Origin of the sequence: Streptomyces sp. NPDC004647, assembly GCF_040609575.1 — a bacterium.
Lineage (GTDB): Bacteria > Actinomycetota > Actinomycetes > Streptomycetales > Streptomycetaceae > Streptomyces.
Window position 1 is genome coordinate 1 of the sequence record NZ_JBEXKU010000062.1, and the last position, 22666, is coordinate 22666.

The 22666-nt window shown below is 67.0% G+C and carries 21 protein-coding genes; 3 read left to right on the plus strand and 18 right to left on the minus strand.

Annotated features, from left to right (window positions below):
• Nucleotides 1-581: 581 nt before the first annotated feature.
• The 8 genes from ABZW18_RS24655 to ABZW18_RS24690 form a co-directional block, all read right to left on the minus strand.
• Nucleotides 582-1781, minus strand: a complete 1200-nt coding sequence (locus ABZW18_RS24655; protein ID WP_356191059.1) for a sugar ABC transporter permease — start codon at nt 1779-1781, stop codon at nt 582-584.
• Nucleotides 1778-2566, minus strand: a complete 789-nt coding sequence (locus ABZW18_RS24660) for an ATP-binding cassette domain-containing protein (protein ID WP_356191061.1) — start codon at nt 2564-2566, stop codon at nt 1778-1780. The genes ABZW18_RS24655 and ABZW18_RS24660 overlap by 4 nt, the downstream gene beginning before the upstream one ends.
• A 17-nt stretch (nt 2567-2583) precedes the next feature.
• Nucleotides 2584-3696, minus strand: a complete 1113-nt coding sequence (locus ABZW18_RS24665; protein WP_356191064.1) for a substrate-binding domain-containing protein — start codon at nt 3694-3696, stop codon at nt 2584-2586.
• A gap of 20 nt (nt 3697-3716) precedes the next feature.
• On the minus strand, nt 3717-6299 hold the full coding sequence (locus ABZW18_RS24670; RefSeq protein WP_356191066.1) for a SpoIIE family protein phosphatase: 2583 nt from the start codon (nt 6297-6299) through the stop codon (nt 3717-3719).
• A gap of 397 nt (nt 6300-6696) precedes the next feature.
• On the minus strand, nt 6697-7155 hold the full coding sequence (locus ABZW18_RS24675; protein WP_356191068.1) for a hypothetical protein: 459 nt from the start codon (nt 7153-7155) through the stop codon (nt 6697-6699).
• On the minus strand, nt 7152-8816 hold the full coding sequence (locus ABZW18_RS24680; protein ID WP_356191070.1) for a polymorphic toxin-type HINT domain-containing protein: 1665 nt from the start codon (nt 8814-8816) through the stop codon (nt 7152-7154). Before ABZW18_RS24680 ends, ABZW18_RS24675 begins: the two co-directional genes overlap by 4 nt.
• A 33-nt stretch (nt 8817-8849) precedes the next feature.
• The gene (locus tag ABZW18_RS24685) at nt 8850-9614 is read right to left on the minus strand and encodes a hypothetical protein (protein WP_356191072.1); all 765 of its coding nucleotides are present in this window, start codon (nt 9612-9614) and stop codon (nt 8850-8852) included.
• Nucleotides 9615-10015: 401 nt separating this feature from the next.
• The gene (locus ABZW18_RS24690; protein WP_356191074.1) at nt 10016-10504 is read right to left on the minus strand and encodes a helix-turn-helix domain-containing protein; all 489 of its coding nucleotides are present in this window, start codon (nt 10502-10504) and stop codon (nt 10016-10018) included.
• Nucleotides 10505-10598: 94 nt separating this feature from the next.
• Between ABZW18_RS24690 and ABZW18_RS24695 the strand changes: the two genes are divergently transcribed.
• Both ABZW18_RS24695 and ABZW18_RS24700 read left to right on the plus strand, forming a co-directional pair.
• A complete protein-coding gene (locus ABZW18_RS24695) occupies nt 10599-11300 on the plus strand; it encodes an SDR family oxidoreductase (protein ID WP_356191077.1) in 702 nt (233 codons plus the stop codon).
• Between the two features lie 36 nt (nt 11301-11336).
• Complete coding sequence (locus tag ABZW18_RS24700) at nt 11337-11756, plus strand: tautomerase family protein (RefSeq protein WP_356191079.1); 420 nt, start codon at nt 11337-11339, stop codon at nt 11754-11756.
• A gap of 344 nt (nt 11757-12100) precedes the next feature.
• On the opposite strand, the gene ABZW18_RS24705 is transcribed toward ABZW18_RS24700, so the two are convergent.
• On the minus strand, nt 12101-12676 hold the full coding sequence (locus tag ABZW18_RS24705; RefSeq protein ID WP_356191081.1) for a helix-turn-helix domain-containing protein: 576 nt from the start codon (nt 12674-12676) through the stop codon (nt 12101-12103).
• 109 nt (nt 12677-12785) lie between these two features.
• On the opposite strand from ABZW18_RS24705, the gene def reads away from it, so the two are divergent.
• Nucleotides 12786-13493 carry a peptide deformylase gene (gene def / locus ABZW18_RS24710; protein ID WP_356191083.1) on the plus strand — a complete coding sequence of 236 codons (708 nt, stop codon included), beginning with the start codon at nt 12786-12788 and terminating at the stop codon, nt 13491-13493.
• Between the two features lie 41 nt (nt 13494-13534).
• Here the strand turns inward: def and ABZW18_RS24715 are convergent, their stop codons facing one another.
• The 9 genes from ABZW18_RS24715 to ABZW18_RS24755 form a co-directional block, all read right to left on the minus strand.
• Nucleotides 13535-16201, minus strand: a complete 2667-nt coding sequence (locus ABZW18_RS24715; RefSeq protein WP_356191086.1) for a TniQ family protein — start codon at nt 16199-16201, stop codon at nt 13535-13537.
• Nucleotides 16198-16986, minus strand: coding sequence for a TniB family NTP-binding protein (locus ABZW18_RS24720; RefSeq protein WP_356191089.1), 789 nt, complete (start codon nt 16984-16986; stop codon nt 16198-16200). Before ABZW18_RS24720 ends, ABZW18_RS24715 begins: the two co-directional genes overlap by 4 nt.
• Nucleotides 16884-17312, minus strand: coding sequence for a hypothetical protein (locus ABZW18_RS24725; RefSeq protein WP_356191092.1), 429 nt, complete (start codon nt 17310-17312; stop codon nt 16884-16886). Before ABZW18_RS24725 ends, ABZW18_RS24720 begins: the two co-directional genes overlap by 103 nt.
• Nucleotides 17309-19414: a transposase gene (locus ABZW18_RS24730; protein WP_356191095.1), complete on the minus strand. Its 2106-nt coding sequence runs from the start codon at nt 19412-19414 to the stop codon at nt 17309-17311. Before ABZW18_RS24730 ends, ABZW18_RS24725 begins: the two co-directional genes overlap by 4 nt.
• Before the next feature lie 67 nt (nt 19415-19481).
• Nucleotides 19482-20195 (minus strand): TnsA-like heteromeric transposase endonuclease subunit, encoded by a 714-nt coding sequence (locus ABZW18_RS24735; RefSeq protein WP_356191097.1) that lies wholly within the window; start codon nt 20193-20195, stop codon nt 19482-19484.
• Nucleotides 20196-20413: 218 nt separating this feature from the next.
• A complete protein-coding gene (locus ABZW18_RS24740) occupies nt 20414-21037 on the minus strand; it encodes an OmpA family protein (RefSeq protein ID WP_356191100.1) in 624 nt (207 codons plus the stop codon).
• A gap of 8 nt (nt 21038-21045) precedes the next feature.
• The gene (locus tag ABZW18_RS24745) at nt 21046-21585 is read right to left on the minus strand and encodes a hypothetical protein (protein WP_356191102.1); all 540 of its coding nucleotides are present in this window, start codon (nt 21583-21585) and stop codon (nt 21046-21048) included.
• A 102-nt stretch (nt 21586-21687) separates the two neighbouring features.
• Entirely contained in the window at nt 21688-22311 is a 624-nt protein-coding gene (locus tag ABZW18_RS24750) for a pilus assembly protein TadG-related protein (RefSeq protein WP_356191104.1), read from the minus strand.
• 2 nt (nt 22312-22313) lie between these two features.
• Nucleotides 22314-22556 carry a hypothetical protein gene (locus ABZW18_RS24755; RefSeq protein ID WP_356191106.1) on the minus strand — a complete coding sequence of 81 codons (243 nt, stop codon included), beginning with the start codon at nt 22554-22556 and terminating at the stop codon, nt 22314-22316.
• Nucleotides 22557-22666: the final 110 nt, after the last annotated feature.

Sequence of the window (22666 nt, forward strand, 5' to 3'; positions counted from 1 at the left end):
TGCTCACACGCCCGGCCTGAGCATCGGCGACGCACTCGGTTCTGCGAAGCGCGTACCACGACCGGCGGCCCGCTCCGTACCCCGACGCTCCCCCGCGCCCTCCACCCGAGATCGGCCGGCGAACACCCTCCGGAATCACCTCGCACATGACTGAATCCGGGCCAACCCTGATCGGCGAACCAGGTCTTGTCGCGTCCGAGTCCCGTTCTCGGTTCCCGCAGGTGAGTGGACGTCGACTCGTTCTCGGTCGGGCTGACGGTGTCGACCGATGCCCGTGCAGTCGGCCAGTAAGCCGGAGCTGCCGAAGGCGTCATATCGTTCCTCCGACGTCCCTCTACGGAGGAGGTACTCGCCGCACTGCCGGATCTCGCATCCTTCGGCCGGGACGCCGTTCTGCTGGACCCCAACGCGATGACGGCTCCGGCCGTCGCAGGTCGCCGCGGGTGGCTGCGCTGTGCGGGTGACGCCTCGCCTTCGCTTCCCCGGGACGGGCCGGATGCGGGCGCGGGAGCCCGTCCCGTAGCCGGATCGCGGGTCAGACCCGTAGCGGACCGCGGGTCAGACCCGTAGCGGACCGGGGGTCAGGCCCGGCCGTGTGCTCTCTGGGAGCGTCTCGACAGTGAGTCGACGACCACGGCAGCCAGCAGCACACCGCCGGTGATCATGAACTGGACGGCTGCCTGGATGCCCAGAAGGGCCATTCCGGAGGCGATCGACTGGATGACCAGCATGCCGAGCAGCGCGGACCAGGTGGTGCCGTGTCCGCCGAAGAGGCTGGTGCCTCCGATGACGGCCGCGGCGATGGCGTTCATGAGCAGGATGCCAGAGCCGGAGGTCTGGCTCGCCGAGGTGATCCGCGAGGCCAGAAACAGGCCACCGACCGCGGCCATGGTCCCGGACGCCATGAAAACCGAGATCCGCACCCACACGACGTTGATGCCGGAGCGGCGGGCTGCCTCGACCCCGCCGCCGAGGGCGTAGACCTTGCGCCCGTAGGACGTGCGGCGGAGGAGGAAATCGAGTCCGGCGATGACGACCAGGAAAATGAGGAGGGAGAGCGGCAGGCCCTGGAACTGGTTGAGCACATAGGCGACGGCGAACGCGATCACCGCCAGCACACCCGTGCGCACCACGATCTCCTTGAGGGTCCGGGACGGCATCCCGACGGCCTTGCGGCGCCTCCGGTCCTGGTAGGCGTTGAGGAAGTACACCGCCGCGCCGAGCGCCGCCAGACCGTACGCGGCAGCGACGTTGCTGAAGTAGTGGCTGGTCAGCATGGCGACCAGCCCTTCGTCGTCGAGGTTGATGGTGCCGTTCGTGCCCAGGATGTAGAGCATCAGGCCGTTCCAGGCCAGCAGGCCCGCGAGGGTCACGACGAATGCGGGTACGCCGACCCTGGCGAAGAAGAATCCATGGACGACTCCGATGACCGCGCCGCAGAGCACCGCGATGATGAGGGCGAGCCATTCCGGCACGCCGTGCAGCACGTTCAGCACGGCGAACAGGGCCGCCGCGAGACCGCTGACGGATCCGACCGACAGGTCGAGTTCGCCGATCAGCAGCACGAAGACGATGCCGACCGCGATCAGGCCGGTGCCCACGATGTCCACGCTGAGATTGGACAGATTGCGCGCCGAGAGGAAGTTGCTGTTCAGGCTCTGGAAGATGATCCAGATCATGACGAGGCCGAGGACGATGGGGACCGAGCCGAGCTCTCCGCTGGCCAGCCTGTGCTCGTATGCGTCGATCCAGCCCTTGAAGACCTGCCCGCGCCTGCTCACAGCTCTGCCTCCCCCGCATGCGGGGGATTACGTGTCACGGCCTCGCCCGTGGCTCCGGTGATGGAGGAGATGATCTGTTCCTGGGATGCGGTGTTCACATCGAAGAGACCGTTGTTGCGGCCGAGGCGCAGCACCGCGACCTCGTCCGCGACGGCTTTGACGTCGCCCATGTTGTGGCTGATGAGGAGCACCCCGATCCCGCGGTCACGCAGCTGGTCGACGAGGTCGAGGACCTGGCCCGTCTGCTGGACGCCCAGAGAGGCGGTGGGCTCGTCAAGAAGGAGGACCTTGGGGCCGGCGAGGACAGAGCGGGAGATCGCGACCGTCTGGCGCTGACCGCCGGACAGGGAGGCGACAGGGGCGCGCACATTGGGGATGCGGATGGACAGGGTGTGCAGCAGATCGCGGGTGCGGCGCTCCATCTCCACCTCGTCCAGGACGCCGACCTTGTGGATCTCGCGACCGAGGAAGAGGTTCCCGACGGCGTCGAGGTTGTCGCACAGCGCGAGGTCCTGGTAGACGGTGGCGATGCCCAGGTCCTGGGCGTCGTGAGGGCGCTTGATCTGCACGACCCGGCCTTCCCACTCGATCAGCCCCTTGTCGGCGGGAGCGACGCCCGCGATCACCTTCACCAGGGTGGACTTGCCGGCGCCGTTGTCGCCCACCAGGGCGACGACCCGGCCGGCGTGGATTTCCAGATCGACGTCCGTGAGCGCCTGGACGGCACCGAAGTGCTTGGAGACGCCGCGCAACGCCAGCAGGGGCGGGGATGACACCGAAACCATCTCCCTTCTCCCCCTGATTACCTGGTGAGCCCAGCCTTCTCGCAAGCCGAAAGAAACTTCTGGGTGCAAATCTGATCGATCGTGTACATGCCGTCCTTGACGACGGTCTCCTTGATGTTGTCGACGGTCAGTGCGACGGGGTTGAGCAGAACGGCCGGGACATTCTTCGAGGCGCGGGTGCTGACCGTCTCCTGGGTGATGTCGTCGAGCGGTTCGCCGCGGCCCAGAGTGACGGCCATCGCGGCGGCGGCCTCCGCCTGGGGCTTGAAGGGCTTGTAGACGCTCATGTACTGCTCGCCCTTGACGATGCGCTGTACGCCATTGAGTTCGGCGTCCTGGCCGGTGACGGGGGGCAGTGGCTTGACGTTGCCGGACTTCAGGGAGGAGACGATGCCCGAGGCGAGTGCGTCGTTGGCCGAGTAGATGCCGTCGATGCTGCCGGCACCGAGGGCGGAGATGGCGCCGGACATGTTGATATGGGCGTTCTCCGGGCTCCACCGGGGGGTGTCGTACTCCTTGCCGATCTTCACCTTGTCCTTGAGGACGGAGAACGCCCCGTTCCTGAACCACACCGCGTTCGGGTCGGTCGGATCGCCGTTCATCATGACGATCTGTCCACCGTCCGCCTTGTCACCCATGGCTCGGAGGAGGGCTTCTCCCTGGAGCCTGCCCACCTCGTCGCCGTCGAAGGAGACATAGCCCGAGATCGGGCCCTCGACGAGGCGGTCGTAGGAGACGACGGGGATGCCCGCGGCGTCCGCCTGCTTCACCGAGGAGCGGAGCGACTTGTAGTCGACAGGGTCGAGGATCATCACGTCGACCCCCTTGGTGATCATGGTGTCCACCTGCTGCTGCTGTGTGGCCACGTCCCCTTGGGCGTTGGCGTACTCCACCGTGCAGGCGCTGCAGAGCTCCTTGATCTTCTGCTCGATCAGGGGCCTGTCGAACGCCTCCCAGCGAGCAGTGTGGCTGTCGGGCAGCAGCAGGCCGATCGTCACCCCGTCCCTCGGCCCACCGGGGGTGTTCCCGCCCGAGCCACCGGACTCGGCGGCCTGTCCGCAGGCCACCAGGGCGACAGCGAGGGACACAGCGGCCACGGCGACGGCGGCGCCGGGCGACCGAGGCTTCACTCCGAGCACCTCCTCACTGTTCACCCGGTGACGGGGTGTCCGGTCCGGGGCTCGGCGGGCCTCTCCTGCCTCCCGAGGGCGTCCGTGACTCGCGGCTCGCGTGGTGGCAGCTGGATTTCGCTCCACACCTGCTTGCCGCCGCTGACCGGTACCGAGCCCCAGGACGAGGACATCGCCTCGACGAGGAGGATGCCCCGGCCGCCGGTCGACTCCCAGCCCACGATCACCGGTTTGGCGGGCGCACGCGGCGACAAGTCGCTCACGGCCACCCGCAGGCGGCCCACTGTCACGGTGAGGTCGAGGCGCACTTCTCCCTGCGTGTGGATCAGAGCGTTCGTGACGAGCTCGGAGACCACCAGAAGAGCCACGTCCATGTTCTCCTCCAGGCCCCAGGAGCGCAGCGTGCGGGCAGTGAAGCGGCGAGCGTGCACCACGGCGTCGGGCAGCCGCCACACCGTCCATCCGGCTCGTATCGGCCGGAACTCCATCCCGTCGTAGCGCAGGAGCAGCAGCGCCACGTCGTCGTCGCGCCGGTCGACGGCGCCGAGCAGTTCATCTGCCACCCGGTCCGCGTCGGACGGGTCGGTGGCGGCGAGCACCTCGTGCATACGGTCCATGCCGTCGTCCAGGTCGAGCCGTGAGGACTCGACCAGGCCGTCCGTCATCAGGGCGAGGACCGTCCCGGGTACCAGTCCGACGGTGGTGATGGTGAACTCGGCGTCCTCGAGCACTCCGAGCGGGGGGCCGCCCTCGGCCGTCACCTCCAGGGTGGCGCCGTCCGGGTGGCGCAGCAACGGCGGGAGGTGTCCCGCCCGGACGACCCAGGCCTCGCCTTCCTCCATGTCGAGTTCGACGTAGCAGCAGGTGGCGAAGAGGTCGGTCTCCATGCCGACGAGCAGGCGGTTGGTATGGGAGACGACCACGTCGGCCGGGTGCCCCTCCACGGCGTAGGCCCTGATCGCCGTCCGCATCTGACCCATGATCGTGGCGGCCGCGGCGCTGTGCCCCTGCACGTCCCCGATGACCAGTGCGACACGGCCCTCGGAGAGCGGTATGACGTCGTACCAGTCACCGCCCATTTCGAGTCCCACCACCGCGGGCAGATAGCGGGCGACGGCCACCCCTCCGCCGAGCTCGGGAAGTCTGCGCGGCAGCAGGCTGCGCTGGAGCATCGTGGCGAGCTCGTGCTCGGCGTCCAGCGCATGGGAGCGTTTGAGGGCCTGCCCGACCAAGCCCGCCGTCGCCGTCAGCAGGGACCGCTCCTCCGGGCCGAACTCGTGCGGCTCGTCCCAGCCCACCAGGCACGCGCCGACCACCCGCCCATCGGCCGGGAGCGGCAGGACCGCGAGACCGCCCGGGCCGACGCCCGCGAGGCCGGGTTCGAGCGCGGTGCCCGCGGACCACAGGCTCGCCCGGCCCTCGCGCAGCGCGGCGGCGAGGGTGGGCAGGGCGCGGGTCGGCAGGTCGGGCCACTCGGAGCGCCATTCGGACCGCCAGACCTCCGGCCAACCGCTGGGCTCCGACGGGTCCAGGACAGTGACCACGAGCCGGTCGCCGCCGAGCTCGGCGAGCGCCACCCGGTCGGCTCCGAGCGGCTCCCGCAGGGCGGCGACCACCACCCGGCTGACGTCCTGGATGGTCACCGCATTGGCCAGCGTGGCGGACAGCCGTTGTACCCGGGAGACCTCGTCGGCGCCGGGCCGCAGGTACGAGGCGTCGGCGACCACGCCCAGCACGCGCTCCGGCCTGCCGACGGCGTCGGGCAGGACCCGGCAGCGCACCCGCAGCCAGCGCAGTTCGCCGGTGGGCCGGCGGATACGGAACTCGAGTTCCCGGTCGCCGACGGTCATCTGACCCGGCTCGACGATGGACATGAGCGCGGGCAGGTCCTCCGGGATGCTGTGGGCCAGGAGTGTCTCCACCCGGCCGTCGAAGTCCTCCTCGGCGATGTCGACGAGTTCGAGCAGGCTCGCGTCCGCATCGATCAGCCCGGTGCTCAGCACCAAGGTGAACGAGCCGACCCGGGGACCGTCCAAGGCCGGGCCCGGAAGGGCGCGGGGCCCCGTCCCGGCCAGTGCCTCGACAGCGCTCGGCTCACCGCCTGCTTCGAGCCGTGCGGCGACATGGTCGGCGTACAGTTCCAGGAGATTGCGCCGCTCGACGTCGAAGCCTTCCCCGGTGTCGTCCACGACGACCAGGCAACCGAGGCCACGGGCGTTCACGCCGAGCGGCAACGCGCCCAGCGAAATGCCGGCCGGAAGCGTCCCCGGAGCGCTCTCGGGGTAGGCGGCGAGCTCCGCGGAGTCCAGCCAGAGGGGCCGGCCCGCCCGGAAGGCGTCGGCGGCAGGGGACCGATCGGACAGGGCGTAACACGCCGACAGCCCGTACCGGGCTCCGGGCTCCCCGACGGTCCCGGCCAGTCGCAGCTCCCCGTCCTCGTCGTGCAGCACATAGACAGCAGCGAGCGCTGCCCCGGCGAACACCGGGGCCGGCTGCGTCACAGCCTGCTCCGCCGTGGGCTGCAGGCCGGCATGGTGTGCCCCGGCTGCCGGGTCCGCCCGTGGGTTCGGGAGTCCGACCCCGGCGCCTCCATCGCTGGACATTTCGTCACTCACCTGCAATCCATACTGTGCGTCCCAGCGGGCGGAGGCTAGTCAGGGGCTCTTCGATCATGCCCGTGGCTCCCTGTCGGGGAGGTCCGAGTCCTGGACGCGACGCGGCGAGGTGCCGTCGCCGGGCAGGTCACCTCCGCGGTGGGGAGACAGCAGGGAAGGTGCTTGCGAAGCTGGTGCCGGAGGGGCGGGCCCGGCTGATGGTGCTGCTGCTTGCGCCGGCCCGCGGGCTCAGCGCCCTGGGCAAGGGGCTGTGGGCTCTGTGATCCTTTGACCGGCATGGAACCGGTTACGTAGGCGACGGGGCAAGCCCTGTCCGCCGCGGGGTCCGACGTGGTTGTACGGTCCTGGCCGCTGCCTGCTGCCCCTGCCCCCGTCCCCTTCGGCTTCAGGCGGCTGGAACTGCGGCCACCGTCACCTGCCCGTCAGGGCAGCATTCGATGAGCACATGACTCTCCGGGAAGAAGACCCAGAACACCGGGCCGACTTCCAGCACCTCATCCATGTGCCGGACGAGGGAGCTCGCCGGGAGAGCCACCGTGGGCATGATCAGGTTGCCCCAGAACAGCACGACCTCCGAGTCCGGTGCGGCATGGCTCGACACCAGCCCGCCGACGAGCCGGGCCCCATCGGGTTCGTCCTCGTAGAAGTGCTGCTCCAGATAGGAGCCGTCCTCCCATTCGAGCGACCCCCCGGAGGCGGGGGGAAAGCGGTTGATACTGGCCGCTTCGAGTCGGCGGCTCTCGTCGAGCGTCAGTTCGCGGACACCGGAACTCTCCGTCTCCGGACCGCGCCCCAGCGACTTCGGCAGGAGCTCCGGGTGGCTTCCGTACGAGTATTGCGTCACGTGTTGTTCTCCAGCAGCCGTTCGAACTCTTCCTCGGTCCCTTTCCACTTGACCGCATACTTCTTCGCTGAAGCTCCCTTGCCGACCGTGACGTTGATGTGCGGTCCCTTTGTGGGGTCGTAGTCCATTCTGAATTCCTTGTAGACCCCGTGGGGGCGGGTGGTGAAACCCACCTTCTTCCCATAGGTGGAAGTCGCCGTCTCGAGACGCCCGATCAGGGGTTGGCGCGTATGCGGATCGATCTCTCCGAGCCGGTCCAGCGCCTCGTTACGGGCCTGTTCGAAGGAATCGAAGGGGCCGAGTTCCAACTCCTTGCAGCGACCGTCGTTGTTGTGGACCAGGGCGTTCTGAGCGCCCGCGGCTACATAGTAGGTGTGGATGCCCGCGATGGAGAGGTCGTGGGTGCGCTGCCGTTTCGTGTAATGGCCGACCCCGGTGACCTGGAGAGTCGTCCCGGAAGGAGTGCGGAGTTCCGCGCCGGGGCGAATATCGCCGGCGTCCGCCCAACGGTGCCGGTCGGCCAGCCAGAACGGATGGGTATCGGTCGTCGTGATGGTCGACGCCCGGCCGCCCTCCACCCGCACGGTGAGGCGGGTGAACACCTCGTCGTCCTCGGTGGTGATCGTCCCCACCACGGGACGGCTCGTGGTCAGCCCGCGAGCGGGGTCGGTGACGGTGACCCGCTCGCCGACCCGTACGTCCTCAATGGCCGTACGTGTGCCGTCCGCGAGCAGGACCCGGGTCCCCGGAAGGAAGCTGTGGCACGCTTCAGGCCGTTTCTTCTCCGGCTTCCCCTCCGGTTGTCTCTCCGGCTTCTTCTCGCGTTTGGGGAGTTTCTTCTTGGCCTGCTCGAGGGCTTCTCCGGCCTTCTTGACCTTTTTGTTGGCGTCCCACATGCCCTTCGCCCCGCCGGCCAGGTCACCGCCGTGTTTCCTGATCCGCTGAGCGAGCTGGTACCCCTTCTTCCAATTCCACGGCGCTCCGTACTTCTTGAGGAGCTTGCCTGCCACCCCGCCGGCGAAACTCAGGGCGACATTCACAGCCGTTTCGCCGCATGCGTCGAGCCGGCCCTTGGCGAAGCAATCCAGGGCCGCGTCGATCCCCAGCTCTTCGCTGGCGATCTTCATCAGTTCCGCGGCCGCTTCCTTGGTCTTTCTCTCGGCGTTCTCCCAGTCCCTCTCGGCATCCTTGAGGTCCTGCTCCGCCTGCTCGACGGCCTTCTCCTCAGGGGACTTGGCACCGGAGCCGTCGTTCGTCGGCTGTTGCCCGCTCCCATCGGTTCCGGCGGATGAGCCGCCGTTCGCGCCGCCGTTCGCGCCGCCGTTGGCGTCGTCGTTCGCGTCGTCGTTGGCGTCGTCGTTGGCGTCGTCGTTGCTCCCGGTCGCCACCGGGCCGTCCCCGCCACCGGCCTCCGCGTCACCGCAGTTGCCGCCACCCGCGACCTCACAGACGGCGGTGCCGATCCGCGACATGATCTCCGTGCCGATCCCCGTACCGACCAGCGCGCCGATGATCGCCACGACGACCACGACCAGACCGAGGTACTCCGTCGCCGTCTGACCGTGATCCCCGGGCCGTAATCGAAGCATCCGCACGAGTGAGAAACCCCGCGGGCGGCGCCCACCTGGTCGCCTGCCGGTCACCTCCGTGCCCTTTCCCACGGTGCGCCTCCCTCCCCCGTGCGCTGCGGGCGGCTACTTCAGCTTTTCGGCCTGGGCGGTGACCACCGAGGCCGGGATCTCGGCCTTGGCCGGCTCGAAGGGGTTCATGGAGTAGAACGAGGCCACCGAGGAACCCTGCCGGACCACGGTGAACAGCAGAGGCATCTGGTCGCCCTTGAGCTTCCCGGTCAGCTCGTAGGCGACGATGTCGTCACCGGCCTTCGGGGCGGTCACCGCCTTGACCGCGCTGTACGTCGAACTGTCCGACTTCTCACTGGTATTGAAGCCGCCAGTGCACTTTTCGACTGCCGCGTGGAGATCCGCCATCGTCTTCTCGGCATCCTTCTGGCTGTAGCCGGAGAGCCGTTCGAAGAGCGCCAGGCCGAGCTTCTTCGAGTCGGTGGTGGTCAGTTGCCGGTAGACCGTGCCCGTCGGTGCGGGATCCTGTCCGTCACCGATCATTCCGGCGATCGGCTGGCACTCGGACTTGTCCGCTTTGGGCCTGGTCTCGCTCTGCAGGGCCTCGGTCGGCGGCTTCTGGACCTTGAAGTCCTTGACGTCCGCGGTGGTGAGAGCGACCTTGCTCAGCTCCCCATCGGACAGTGCCTGTGCGCCGCCCCTGCCGTCGTTGTCCTCGGAGCCGTCCGCCGCGGACTCCGCGCCCGGGGCCTTGTTCGCAGGCTTCTCCGAACTGTCCTCCCCGTCGGAGGAGGATCCGCTGCACCCCGAGGCAATGCCCATGACCAGCACTGCCGAAGCCGCGACCGCTATGAGGCGGCGCACCACCTGTGTCCTCATCGCCGAACCACTCCTGATCTCCGCGTTTGCTGTTGCACCGGCAGTGGCAACGGCCGTCCGGAATCCTCCGATGGCCCTCTCCACACTCGGCGTCACCATAGGGGAGAGGACGTCAGACTAGTCGGCTGTTTACAGGTGTACATGGGCCCACGGGCCCAAACCCGAACCCGGGCCCACCTGTGGGGCGGTGGGAGCGCCGTAGCCGGCATGGCCGGCGTTTTCGGCGGCCGGCAGATCCGCGTGACGCACGATCGCGCGCGAAGACCGGGACGCTGTAGGTTCTCGCCGCGCGTGACATGTCGATCTTGTGCCACCTGGGAGTTCTTGGTTGTCTCACCGTGATGTCATCAAGATCAGTCTCAGAATCGTGGCATTCCCCAGGTGCTGCCGGTCGCAGGCCGCTAGCCGCGCCGCCAGGCGGGGTTCAGTCGGATCTCGATCTTGTCGGACGTCGTCTCCGGCGCCGGGTCGGCGGTCACGCGGACCCGCATCGCACGGCCGGTGTCGGTCTCGACGAACGACAGGGGCGGGCGGCCCTCCTGTAGGTACTTGTCACCCCACTGCATCAGCGACAGGAACACCGGCAGCAGGTCCTCGCCGGCCTCGGTCAGCCGGTACTCGTCGCGGGCCCGCCTGCCCGGTTCCTGATAGGGAACGCGCGCGACGACCCGTGCGGACTCCAACTGTTTGAGCGCCCGTGACACCGCGGGTGCGGAGGTCCCGATCCGCGCCACGAAGTCCTCGAACCTAGCTGTGCCGTAGAAGCATTCGCGGACCACCAGGAACACCGTCTTGGTGCTCAGTAGGTCCAGCACCCGCTCCGCCGAGCACCCGTCGCCGATCGACCAGGCATCCCGGTCGCGCAGCCGCTCCTCGAACTCCATCGTCATCCCACCATTGTAACCAATGTAACTAACGCTTGCGTTACCCAGCGCGGCGTGATTCCATCTAACTAACGACATCGTTATCCAGGTGGAGGGTGCTGTGGTTGCAGTAGCGGGCAGGGTGGCCGTGGTGACCGGCGGCCGGCGCGGGCTCGGCGCGGCGCTGGTAGACGAGCTGCTGGCGCGCGGGGCGCGAAAGGTGTACTCCACCGCGCGCTCGGCGTACATCGACGACCGCCCAGAGGTGGTCACCGCCGAGCTTGAGGTCCGCTCAACGGAGTCGGTCGCCGCCCTCGCGGAGGTCGCCGCCGACGCCGAGATCGTGTTCAACAACGCCGGCGTCCTGCTGCCGGCCGCACTGCTGACAGGCGATGTCGAGAACGCCACCGAGACATTCGACGTCAACGTCTTCGGGCCGCTGCGGGTGGCGCGGGCGTTCGCGCCGATCCTGGCCACCAACAGCGGGGGCGCACTGGTAAACATGCACTCCGTGCTGTCCTGGCTAGCCGGCAGCGGCGCCTACGGGGCATCCAAAGCTGCGGCGTGGTCTGTCACGAACTCGCTCCGACTCGAACTGGCGCCCCAGAACACCCAGGTCGTCGGCGTGCACGCTGGATTCATCGACACCGACATGGTCTCCGCCATCGAACGGCAGAAGGCCACGCCCGCCGAGATCGCGGCGCGGATCGTCGACGGCCTTGAGGCCGGGGACACGGAAGTGCTCGCCGACGACGTCACCGTCACCGTCAAAGCAGCGCTTTCCGGCCCCGTGGAGCACCTGACCTTCTCAGCTGCCAGCTGACATCTCATCCCATCACCCGAGGAGTACCGAACCGCCATGCCACTGTGGACTATTCATCACACCCCCGGAGTCTTCACCGACGACGACAAACACCAACTCGCCTCCCGCATCGCCGACCACTACGAAAAGGTCGGGCTGCCCCGGTTCTACGTGGTCACGCTGTTCCACGAAACCCGGCCCTTCTACGTCGGCGGGGAACCCACCCCAGCCGGGGTCCGCATCGCCATCGACCACATCGCCCGGCGTAACCCCGACCAGGAGACCCGCCGCCGGACCGCCCAGTGGATCAAGGGCATGCTGCAGCCCCACCTCGAACAGCACGCAGGGCTGCACTGGGAGTTCCACGCCGACGAAACCAGCGAGGACCTCTGGATGATCAACGGAATCGTGCCGCCCCCAGGAGGCTCCGACGCCGAGAAGAACTGGGCAAAGCAGAACTCAGCGTCTCCCTACTGACCGCGCCGCTGGTACCGTTCCCGGAACAGACGAGCCGCACTGCCATCAGGTCGCTGGTGTGCGCCCTCATCCAGACGCCCTTGCCCCCCCGGGGGCTGACTCCGCCGCGCTGATCATCTTGCGCGGGAACGAATCTTCATCACGATGTCGTGTACGACATTGCTCGCGAGATTACGACATCAGCCGCGAGAACCTACAACTTTGTTGACGGGTCTCGGCTTCTGTGTCATGTAGCAGCGCTGTGACCTTGGGGTATTCAGGCTGTCTCACGTCGTTGCATCTGCCTGCTGTCTCACCGTCGTGTCATTTCCTCAAGCGATCCGCGAGCTGCCGCCCTCGACTTCTCACTCCCAGCCCGCGTCGTCCGTCGCGTGGGGAAGCAAAGGGAACAACCGGCTGATGAGAGCCACCGGGAGGGCGCCTTCAGGCCGGGCCAAAGGTCGTTGTTCGCGCTCCTGGTAGGGGGCAAGTGCCCGTCGGATTACGGCTGCGACCCGGCTCATCTCCTCGGGTGTCAGATAGGCGACGGCGCTGAAGGCTTCGTCGCGGCGCCATTCGGCTGGTGCCTGGTCCCTCTGGTTGTCCCAGCGCTGCCAGCTCTCGTCCTCCAGCCCGCGGGCCAAGTCACCGAAGTCCTCAGCGGACGAACCGACCGCCGGAGTCGACTGCCGCAGGCGCCAAGGGCGAGCGCGGCCTCCACTGTGAGGGGCATCTTCGATGCGTCCGTGGCGTGCGAGCTGACGCAGGTGGAACGAGCAGAGCCCGGAGCTGTAGCCCAGCCGGGCGGCCGCTTCGCTCGCTGTCACGGTGCCGGCTTCGGCGAGCAGGTTCAGCAGGGCTGTGCGGACCTCGTGCTCGCGCAGCCCTTCGCCGGCCTTGGCGGACTGGCCGGACGGGGTGTTGAAGTCTTCTTCAGTCACTTTGCAAAGTCTGCTACTTTGCAAAGGACTTCGCAACTGGTCCTGCTACTCGGAGAGTTCGGGCCGCCGACGATTCCCAGGTGCGGCCCGGAAAGAAGGGGAGATCGCAATGTCCGTTCGTCACGACCGCTCTGGTCCTATCGACCGGCGAGTCCGCGTTCAGGGCAAGCCGGTCGACTCCTATCCAGCTCTGCCACCGGAGGCCGAACGGGGCTCTGTGCGCCGGATCGCGGTGGTGGGCGAGGAGATCCTGAACCGCCCGTGCCGGAAGGTGACCGAGTTTGGCACCTCCGAGTTGTCCGCGCTGACCGACGACATGTTCCTGACCATGCACGTCGCCGACGGTGCCGGCCTCGCAGGCAATCAGGTTGGGGTCGACCTGCGGATGTTCGTGTATGACTGCCCGGACGACTACGGGATCCGGCATGTCGGCCACATCATCAACCCGGTTCTCGACCTCCCCGATCCGGGCCGCCGCTGTCTCATCGACGACTTCGAAGGGTGCCTGTCCGTCCCCGGTGCCGCCATGGCGGTCTCCCGCACCGATCATGCTGTCGCGCGAGGATTCGACAAGGAAGGCAACCCGCTCATGATCGAGGGGATGGGTTACTTCGCTCGGTGCCTGCAGCACGAGACCGACCACCTCGTCGGACACACGTATCTCGACAGGCTCTCCAAGCGGGACCGCAAGGACGCACTGCAACAGATGGCAGACCGCCACGAAGACGTCTTCGCCCAACGCGCGATCAAGGCCGCCAGTCTGGCCGGTGAGCCGCGCATCGGCCGTGCGGTCCACGACGTATGGTCGGCGCGCTGACCTGCGCCGATGTCTTCTGCCTCACGAGCGGATCGGCAAGATCAGTCTCGCTGTGTTGTCGGATCGTCAGCAGTCTGTTCGTGGCTGGAGAGCCAGGTTACTGCCGCGTTGACGACACGCCTGCCGAGAGGCGTAAGTGTCATGGGGCGGCTCCGTTCGGCTCGTTGCAGCAAAGGCCCGCCGAGCTCGCGGACGAGCCGGTTGATCTGGTTCACCAGCGTGCTGTTGTGGAGCCCGAGTGCGCGGGCGGCTTTCTGCAAGGTGGGATAGGTGGAAGCGATCACGAAACGTCGGAGTCGCTTCTCTGCAGCGGGGCTGTTCAGTACGGGCCGCAGGAGTCGAGGTGCCTGGCGAGCTCGGGTTTGGATCCGGAGCGTCTCGCTGTGGCTTGCACCTCCGCGGGGTCGAAGAGGGATGCCCTGGGCCTTGAGCCGCTTGGCGACGTTTGACCTCGTCATCTTGGTCTCTGCAGCGATGTCGTCGAGGCTGCGACCGCGGTTGATGTACTGCTCGTGCAGCCATTCGCGGGAGAGTTCCTGGAGTTGCCGGTATTCCTTCGGGGTGCGAGTCGGGATGCTGTACTCGGCGGCGATGCCTCTGATCACGTCGGCTTTGACTCCGTAGAGCTCCCCGATGGTGCGAAGGGACATGTGTTGGTCGTGATAGAGGGCGCGGAAGGTGGTGGCGTCCAGGGCAGCGCGGACAGGATCGGTGACAGGTGCGGGCCGTGGGCGTCGCTCGGTTGTATCGGGTGCCGGTTGCTGATCGAGGAGGCAGCGCACGACGTCGAGGGTGGTGCCCAAATGCGTTGCGGCCTGGGTAGCCGTCATTTCGGATTCGCGGATCAGTCGGTGCAGCACCTTGATGTCGATCCTGGAGGGATGATGCCCGGGCAAGGTGAGGCCGTGGAGGATGTCGGCCGGTGGGTGCCATGTCACCGGTTCATCAACGACGTGGTGGCGTCGCAGGAACTCTTCGGCTGCATGGTCGAGGTGTGCGAGGACTTCCGCGGTCAAGCGGCGGTAACGCATGGCTTGCTGTGAGCGGGCGGAGATGTTCACGGGGATGCAGGTGGAGGGCGCCATCGAGCTGGGCAGGCCGCTGATGCGGAGGAAGAGGTAGTTCCTGAAGAGCCTGGCGAGCGTGCCGCTGCCGCGGTTGATCCCGAGTTGCCGGGCGATAGCGGCCCATTGGTCGTCGGGCAGCAGGTGGGTGTAGTCGATGCGTCGCCGCCGCTGGTAGTCGATTGGGGCCGGGTGGGTGTCCAACTCGTCCGCGATGTGGATCAGGGCGGTCTGGATGTCCGGCCACTGCCTGTGTCCTCGCAGGTAGTTGAGCATTCGGGACGCCATGAATCCGGTGGTGGCCTTTCCCAGGCGCTCGGCGATGGCGTCGATGGACTGGCGGTTGCCGACCAGTCCGATGAGGCAGGACAGGGCTGGCCTCATGATCGGGTAGTGGTGGTGCTGGGGCGGAACGAGTGGCAGCGCGAGTTCGGGCCAGAGTGAGGTGGGGATCGACCGGAGGCGCTGGTGGGTCCGTGCGTGCGGCTGGACGCTCGGGCGGGCGGTACGAACGCGGTAGCGGAGCTGGTCGACGGCCCGGAGCTGAGGGCCGACGGCCGCGAGCTGTACTGAGCGTAAGGTTTCGGTGGTGCCCTTTCCCCAGGAGGCGAGCAGTGTTGTTCGTTCTGAAGGGCGAGGACCGTGGTCAGCTTCGGTGACCCAGCGGATGGCGGCGCTGGCCTGCTGAATGTCTGGTCGGGTCAGGATGTTCACGGCGAGGGTGGTGCCGACGGCGGTGATGGCGGCGCTCTTGGACGCTTGCATCCCCCGGCGGGCCAGGAGTTCGAACTCAGATGGGGAGAAGAGGGTGTTCACCTCGTCCGTGGTGAGAGGGAGGTCCGTGGGAAGCCGTTCAGCCAGGGCCCTGCGTGGAGCGTGGATGAGGATCTGGCCGACGAGGGCCCGCAGGTCGGCCAGTGCGTCGAGGGCAGTCTGTGGGTGGTCGGCGTAGGGACCGAAGTCGGCGGTGCCGGAGTCAACGATCGCGTTCACGAGCCGTTGGGCGTCCATCGCGGGATGGCCAACATCGAGTAGCACGGTGGCCGTCTGGGCCAGATCGGCGTCGCAGCGCCGCTTGCCGGAATCGGCATCGTCCTCCTGGAACGGGTTCCGGCAGTGCCCGGGATGCGGGATCTCGCGCATGGCCGGTGGGCGGGGCCTCTGGCGGCTGAGGCACTGAGGACAGAGGTCGGCCAGCAGGCGGTCGTGCTTTGTGCAGGCGAACGTCCAGCCCAGTCGCCAGCTCAGCTGCCAGCGGCCGCCCGATTCGGCCAGGCAGTCCGGGCAAAAGCGAGAGCCGGTGCTTCTGCCCCAGCGCGTCGCGTTGGCAGCCAGTCCAGAGCGGGGGTCGAGGACCAGGGCCCGCTGGTCGTAGTGGGCCAAGGTCATAGCGTGCAAAGTGGCGACGGAGGTGCCGGTGGCCTGGGAAATTGCCGAGGCCGTGCTGGGGGTGAGACGTCTGGTGAGCATCTCCGTCGACGGACTGTCGGCCTGCTCCGGGCCCGGCGCGTGCAGCCCCAGGCCCGCGAGAACGTCGCCGAGGGGAGTGTGCAGACGATGGGCCAGGGCTTCGAGCCAGGAATCGAGGGCCTCGCCCGGCAGGGGCTGCACCCGGATGGGGAACGTGCCCAGGGTGCTCGTCACGTGGCCAAGCTGGATCGGGGCCGACTGGTCAGCCGTCGTTTCTCCAGCGCCGCTTCGAGTTCCCGGCGGGCGTTCTCGGACGCCTCGTCGTTCTTCACGCCGTCGAGCAGATCCCGATCGAGGCGTTCGCTGCCGCTGCGGACGGCCCGCTGGCAGCCGCGGTTGATCAGTGTCATGAGCGAGCCGATGTGTCCGGTGCTGCGGGCGAAGAGGTAGTCGGACAATTCGTCCGCGAGCATCCCGGGGTACTTGTCCGCCAGGACGATGCGCTTCTCGAGCGCCAGGAGCATCTGCCGCCATTGTCGCCGCCCGCGCTCGTCCGCGATCGTGAATGGGCGCATCGTCAGCCGGGTGGTGCGGCGGCCGGTCTGAGCCAGCGCTGCGTCACCGTTGGCCCCGGCCTCGCTGAATAGGCCCTTCTCAGCCAGGTCGACGCCGATCATCACCAGGGTCACGGGGAACTCGTTGGCGATCCACTTGAAGTGATTGCTCACCTCTATGCCGCTGGTCTTGCGCCACTTCAGAAAGTGCAGGTCGTCCAGGACAAGCAGGCGGACCTCGCAGGACAGCATGCAGTCCAGGGCCCGCCGGCCGAACTCGGCGGTAGTGCCGCGTACTCGTCCGGGGTGCTCGAAGAATTCCAGTAGGGCCCGATTGAGGTCCTTCATGCCGGTGTTGCCCGTCAGCCCGACCCGGCAGACCGGCCAGCGCTCGTGCCCCTCGGCGGTGAACTCGCCGTGCTCGGCGATCTCCCTGCGGTGGAATTCCCGGGCGAACGCCAGCACGGACGTGGTCTTGCCCAGCCGGGGAAGGCATCGACGGCCACCGCCCCCTTGGCCTTGTCGCCATCTTGCAGATTGCTGTCGACGATGTCCCACAGGTCCTCGTGCAACTCGGCCAGCTGCGGGGTCTTGATCGGGCCGAGGTTGGCGTGCCACTCCCGCCGCAGCCGGTTGTATTCGGCGAGCGCTATCGCCCCCAGGGCTCGCAGCTGGGCCCGACTCAGCAGCGCCGGCTGGATGCGGCGCGGGGTACTGGCGAACGCTCTGAAGTCCTCTTTCCTGGACAGCGCGAGATTGCCCAGATCAGGCTGACCGGCGGCGGTACTCACACGTCCTCCAGCGCGTCCGCGTAGAAGTCCCCGTCCTCGCCCAGGTCTTCAAGGTCCGCCGCGTCGTCGTCCCCCATCTCCGCAGCCATCTCCGGCTCCGGCTTTTGCAGCGTCTGCTTGGTGGGCTCTGCGGACTCTCCGAGGGCTTTGCGTACGGAGGAAAGGGAGACGGCGTCGTCCTCGGTCTCCGGGACCTCGATCGCGGCCTGCTCACGCGAGAGCCGCAGGGCCATCCGCCGCTCGGCGATCGTGGTCCCCAGCCCGAGATTCCACCGCTCCAGCAAGTCGGCGACAGCCAGCTTGTCGTCGGGAAAGCGATACTTCGCCGCAGCCAGCTTGTCGTCGGGAAAGCGATACTTCGCCGCAGCCAGCTTCCGCGCGAACGCCAACGCGTCCTCACTCAGCGGCATCGAACCGGACGGCGCATGCTCCCAGCGCAAGGTGCGCCAGCACCGGTCAGGATCACGGAAATAGATCCGGGTGATGTCGTCCGGATCGACCTGAAGGGGCCAGCCGTTCTTGACCGGGCTGTCATAGGGGCTCTTGATGCTGCTGGCCTCCTTAATCCCCGGCCCGCTGTAGCGGCGCCGGTCGATCTCCACGCCGTAGTGCTGGATCGTGCGCCACTTGGTGTGCAGGAACTCGAAGGCCAGGTTCGGATCCCGGGGCACCTCGATGTAGCCGGCCCGGGCCATGCCATGCTCGAACATCGCCGTCGGCGACATCCGCAGCCCCGGCGTGCCCGGATCGACCAGACTCGAATGCGGCCGCCTGTGATACACCGTCGCGGTCCACTCCCGGATGATCGCCTCCAACTCGTCCAGGAAGAAGAACGCGTCGTCCTCCGGGCACTCGCCCCGAGAGTGGATGTCGGGTCCCTTGTAGCCGGGCAGGGCCTGCAGCAGGTCCTCCCGCAGCGTCCGGAAGAACCGCTCCACCGGACCCTTATCCCGGCCCGTCCGCAGCCGCGCGGGCTGAATGGCGATGCCCATCCGTCGGCAAACGCTGGTCAGATGCTCCGACACATAGACCTTGCCGTGGTCGACCACCAGCGTCTCCGGCACGATCGGCGGCGACGCCAGCCCAGGACCTTCGACCGCACCGGCATCGACCAGCACCGTCCGCGGAATGCCGTGCTCGGGCCAGACTGCCTCCCGCGGCCAATCCCGCCCCGCGGGCCGCGGCCGGAAGCACTGGTAGAGGACGGCGCTCACATCGACCGCCTTCGTCGACACCGGTGTGAGCCGGATGCCGGTGATGCAGCGCGTGTACCAGTCCATCCCGACAGACAGCTCCGCCTGCACCCACCTGAGCGTGAACGGGTCGAACGCGAAAACATCCAGCCGGGTGGAGTCCATCAGCAGGTACTCGCCCGGCCGCGTGGGCCGCAGCTTCCCGTAGACACCATCAGGCCGATCGGCGATATCCCGGTTCCGCTTCGTACTCAGCCGGAACAGCGGATGCTGCCGCTCCAGCTCCGACAGCACCCGAAAGGCCGTCGCCCGGATCGGCTGAGGCACCACATCCGGACCAAACCGCGCGATCACCCGGGCCCGGGCCCGGGTCCGATCAATCACGATCGTGCGCGACGGCTTGGACTCCCCGGTGTGCTCGACCATCACCTCAAGCACGGTCTCAACCCACCGCTCATCCGCAGTGGACTGCGGCTTCCGACGGGTCCCCTTCGTGCGGGCAAGCGCTGCCTCGCCGCCCGCACGGAATAGAGCGACCCATCGGCTCACGGAGCGGTGTCCGACGCCAAGTTCCGCGGCCTTCGCCGCATAGCGCTCTTCCAGAGGCCGTGCCGGAGAGTACTCGGGGCGAGGTTCCCCGTCTTGAGCGAGTTCCCCGCTGCCGGACCGATACCCGGTCAGGATTTCCCGCACATGTGCAGCCCGTTCCAGGGCCGTCGCCCTCTCGGCCTCCGTGAGCTGCCCCAAGATGACGGAAGCGATCTCCTCGGCATCATCCCCGGATGGTCCTGGATCATCGGGGATGATGGCGGTGCGGTCGGAGAACAGCAGTTCCTTCAGCGATAGCCGCAGCAGCCGACCCCGGGAGTCCTTCAAGACCACTTCGTTGCCAGCCATGGTCGCGGCCATCTCCACCACTTCGACGGTCTCCCCGTCGTAGCGGAAACGGGCACCGACTCACGTGCGCCCGCCCTGGTCACCCCACCCACCTCAGCACGCTCGATGGGCTGAGTGAACGCTCCAGGTCCACAGCGAAACGACGCTTCCAGAGCAGGTGGCAGACACCTGCGCGGACTTCCGGCTCGGGCCGGCCGGGAAGGCAGCGAGTGGCCTGGCCCAGTGAAACTCCATCGAGTTCAGCACGGCTGAGCTCATCCAGGAGCTCGGCACTGAAGAGCCAGTCCCGGCGATAGCCAGACAGGAACCGAATGTTCTCCAGCTCCACCGAGGGAGGTTCACTCCAGACTTCGAACCCCCAACCTCGGAACTCCACCGCCTGCCGTACCCAGTCGAACGTGAAAGACACGTCAGCCTTGGACAAATGATGCAGCGGCTTCACATCCACGACCACAGGACCCTGCTCCGTAACCAGCAGGTAGTCGGGGATGTGCTTGCGAACCTTCCCCTCCACCGTGGCCTTCATCAGGAACGGCTGAGCGACGATGTGCCGTACGGAGGGGTCAAAGTCAGCGAAGAGTAACCGTGCCAGCTCAAGGCGCGATTCGTAGATCACGTGATCACGCGTCGTTGCTGACCAGTAGGTGCCCGAGTAGTGCTGCTGCCCCTTGTACCAGCGGAACGTTCGCCATGGGACGGCCGACTGCAATAGATCGGTTGATGCTTCAGCCCATGCCCGCTCATCAACGACATCGCCAACCCGCCGACGGACACTGACCGTTGCAGTCACCATGACGCACCCCCAGACCCCACAGACGGCCATCTGTGGAGCCAAGGTGCCAGGCACCCGCCTTGGGTGGCTCAGACTATCGCCCGAGCCAACCATACGGGTGAAGCACTTGACCTGCGAATCTCACGGCGGTGGCATTTCTGCCACCCTCCTGCCAACGACCGCGAGATTCTGCCAAGAACTTTGAGACCCTACAGACGCTCAGCTGAAGACCGGGACGCTCAGCTTTCGGCTCGGGGGAAGCTGACCTCGACGCGACGGTTCTTCTTTCGGCCCTCTTCGTCATCGTTTGCGGCGATCGGATACTCCTCGCCGTAGCCGCGGATCTCAAAACTGATCCCGGAGCCCAGGTCCTGCGCGAGGTCCTTCTGTACCGCGTCGGCCCGCTTCTTGGACAACACATCGCCATGAGCCGAAGAACCGAGATTGTCGGTGAAGCCGAAGACACGGACGTTCTGCGCGTCCTGCTTCTTGATTTCCTCGGAGATCTCCTTGATACGGGAGTGTGCGTCGCTGCTCAGCTTCGCGCTGTCCTTGCCGAAGAGCACCTCGGCCTGAAGCGCGAACTTCACACTCTGGTTGGTGTCCTCGCGCCGCTCCTCGCCACCTTGAGTCTCGACGACCGACTTGATGTCGAGCACCTTGGACGCGGCGAGACTGGCGCCGTTGACCATCTTCAGATCGGGGTCGTTGGCGTCCACCTTCACAGGTGGCGCCGCGGACCCCGGTGTACCGGGTGGATCGTCCGCGAGGGCGTGTGGGGCGGGTGTGAGCGTGAAGGTGGCTGCGGCGACCGTGGTGATGGCGACGGCGGCAGCCTTACGGGACAAGCACGTCGTGGTCATGCGGCCGCTCACCCCGAGATCTCGATGGTGGCGGAGGGGAAAGTCGGGATCTGGAAGTCCACCTGCTTGGTGTTCGCGGGAGGAGCGGGGAACTGGGCGAAGATCGGGACGCTCTTCCCGGCGTCGATGTCCGACGCGAAGGTGGTGCAGAGCGGGCGTCCATCGGTATCCCGCAGGACGTAATAGCGCTTCTTTCCCACGCTGTCGATCAGGGTCGTACCGCCGATGGATTCGCCATGCTTGGCGATCTCCGCTTCGTCTCCTGCCCAAAGGGTGGCATCAGACGAGAGGAAGTCCTCTTCGCCGGTGTTCTTCAGCTGCCCCGTGACGGTGACAAATCCGCCCGAGTCGCGCTCCGCCGAATTCACCGTGACGACCATGCCGTTCCTGCCATTGATCTCCGCCAAGGTCTGGCTTGTGTCCGGAACCTTGTTGTCCTGCCCGTGGGACCCGCCATTCTTGCCGCCCTGGACGGACTTGGTGGACTCCGTCCGGCCGCCGCCATCATCATTGCTGTCGCCGCCGCAGCCAGAGATGGCGAGGGCCATGGCGGCTGCCAACACCACAGCGGACAGTCCCCTACGGGCCCCCGTCGTATGCCGAATACTCATGACACGTGCTTCCTTTGCTCGTCGTCTGCTGCGCGCGGGTCAGTCTTCGAGGTGAACGGAGAACAGGTCTGCCGCATCCGGGCGATCGGCTATGTCCTCGGGGTCGATGATCCAGTCCTGGTCACCGCACTCGAGCTCAAGCTTGGGCTTCTTCTTGTCCTTGCCCTTGTCCGGCTTACCGTCGTCGGAATGACTCGGCTTGATGCCGCAAAGCGGTTCGATGACTGCGGTTGCCGTCGCTTGAGCGTGCTTGTTCTCGGTGCCAGGGACGATTGAATCTCCCACGGTGCCGCGGGTCTCGACCGTGACCGTGAACCCGTCGTCCACCCGTTGGCAGCCCTGTCCCACCAGATCGGCGTCGTTCCTCGCCGCAAAAGACTGAGCCTGTGCACACGCCCCCGTGTACTCGACCCCCTGCCCGTTCACCAGGTCTTCCCAGGTGTCCGGATCCAGGAGCGAATCGAGCAGACTTTCGCGCAGCTGATCGCGAGCATCCTGTGATGCCGCCAAGGCTGCGGAGTCGGCAGCGGTCTGTGCACCACTGCGTTTGTCCACGGCCTGCGCGACCGCGAAGTAAGCAAACGCGAGGAAGAGCAGGCCTGCCACCACCGTGATGTAGATGGGGAAGGCCTGCCCTGCATCGCCGTACTTGCGTACGGTCACACCTACTTGGCGACCTTGCTGATCTGAGTGCCGATTGCCCGGTAAATCGTCTGGCCGATCTTGGTGCCTGCCAGTGCGCCAACGATCAGCACGACCACCGCGATGATGCCCAGGTACTCGACCGCCGTCTGACCGCGGTCCCTCGGATTGGCATAGCGCTTCTTGAACTTCGCCGCGGCGGTCTTGGTCCAGTGGCTGGCGTGAACGTCGGCCTGAACATAAGCCTTGGTCATCAGGTCGCTCATGATGTTCCCCTCCGTTTGGGCCCGCCCCCGCTACGAGCGCCGAGTGAGCCTTGTCGGTGGCGTCCCCGTTCCCGGTCGCTTCCTCGCCGGCGCCGCTATCGACTTCGACA

Bases quoted from the DNA above. Each gene is read 5' to 3' on its own strand.
- ABZW18_RS24660 (WP_356191061.1), bottom strand. From the start codon at position 2,566: ATGGTTTCGGTGTCATCCCCGCCCCTGCTGGCGTTGCGCGGCGTCTCC.
- ABZW18_RS24670 (WP_356191066.1), bottom strand. From the start codon at position 6,299: ATGTCCAGCGATGGAGGCGCCGGGGTCGGACTCCCGAACCCACGGGCG.
- ABZW18_RS24685 (WP_356191072.1), bottom strand. From the start codon at position 9,614: ATGAGGACACAGGTGGTGCGCCGCCTCATAGCGGTCGCGGCTTCGGCA.
- ABZW18_RS24690 (WP_356191074.1), bottom strand. From the start codon at position 10,504: ATGACGATGGAGTTCGAGGAGCGGCTGCGCGACCGGGATGCCTGGTCG.
- ABZW18_RS24700 (WP_356191079.1), top strand. From the start codon at position 11,337: ATGCCACTGTGGACTATTCATCACACCCCCGGAGTCTTCACCGACGAC.
- def (WP_356191083.1), top strand. From the start codon at position 12,786: ATGTCCGTTCGTCACGACCGCTCTGGTCCTATCGACCGGCGAGTCCGC.
- ABZW18_RS24730 (WP_356191095.1), bottom strand. From the start codon at position 19,414: ATGGCCGCGACCATGGCTGGCAACGAAGTGGTCTTGAAGGACTCCCGG.
- ABZW18_RS24735 (WP_356191097.1), bottom strand. From the start codon at position 20,195: ATGGTGACTGCAACGGTCAGTGTCCGTCGGCGGGTTGGCGATGTCGTT.
- ABZW18_RS24740 (WP_356191100.1), bottom strand. From the start codon at position 21,037: ATGACCACGACGTGCTTGTCCCGTAAGGCTGCCGCCGTCGCCATCACC.
- ABZW18_RS24745 (WP_356191102.1), bottom strand. From the start codon at position 21,585: ATGGCCCTCGCCATCTCTGGCTGCGGCGGCGACAGCAATGATGATGGC.
- ABZW18_RS24755 (WP_356191106.1), bottom strand. From the start codon at position 22,556: ATGAGCGACCTGATGACCAAGGCTTATGTTCAGGCCGACGTTCACGCC.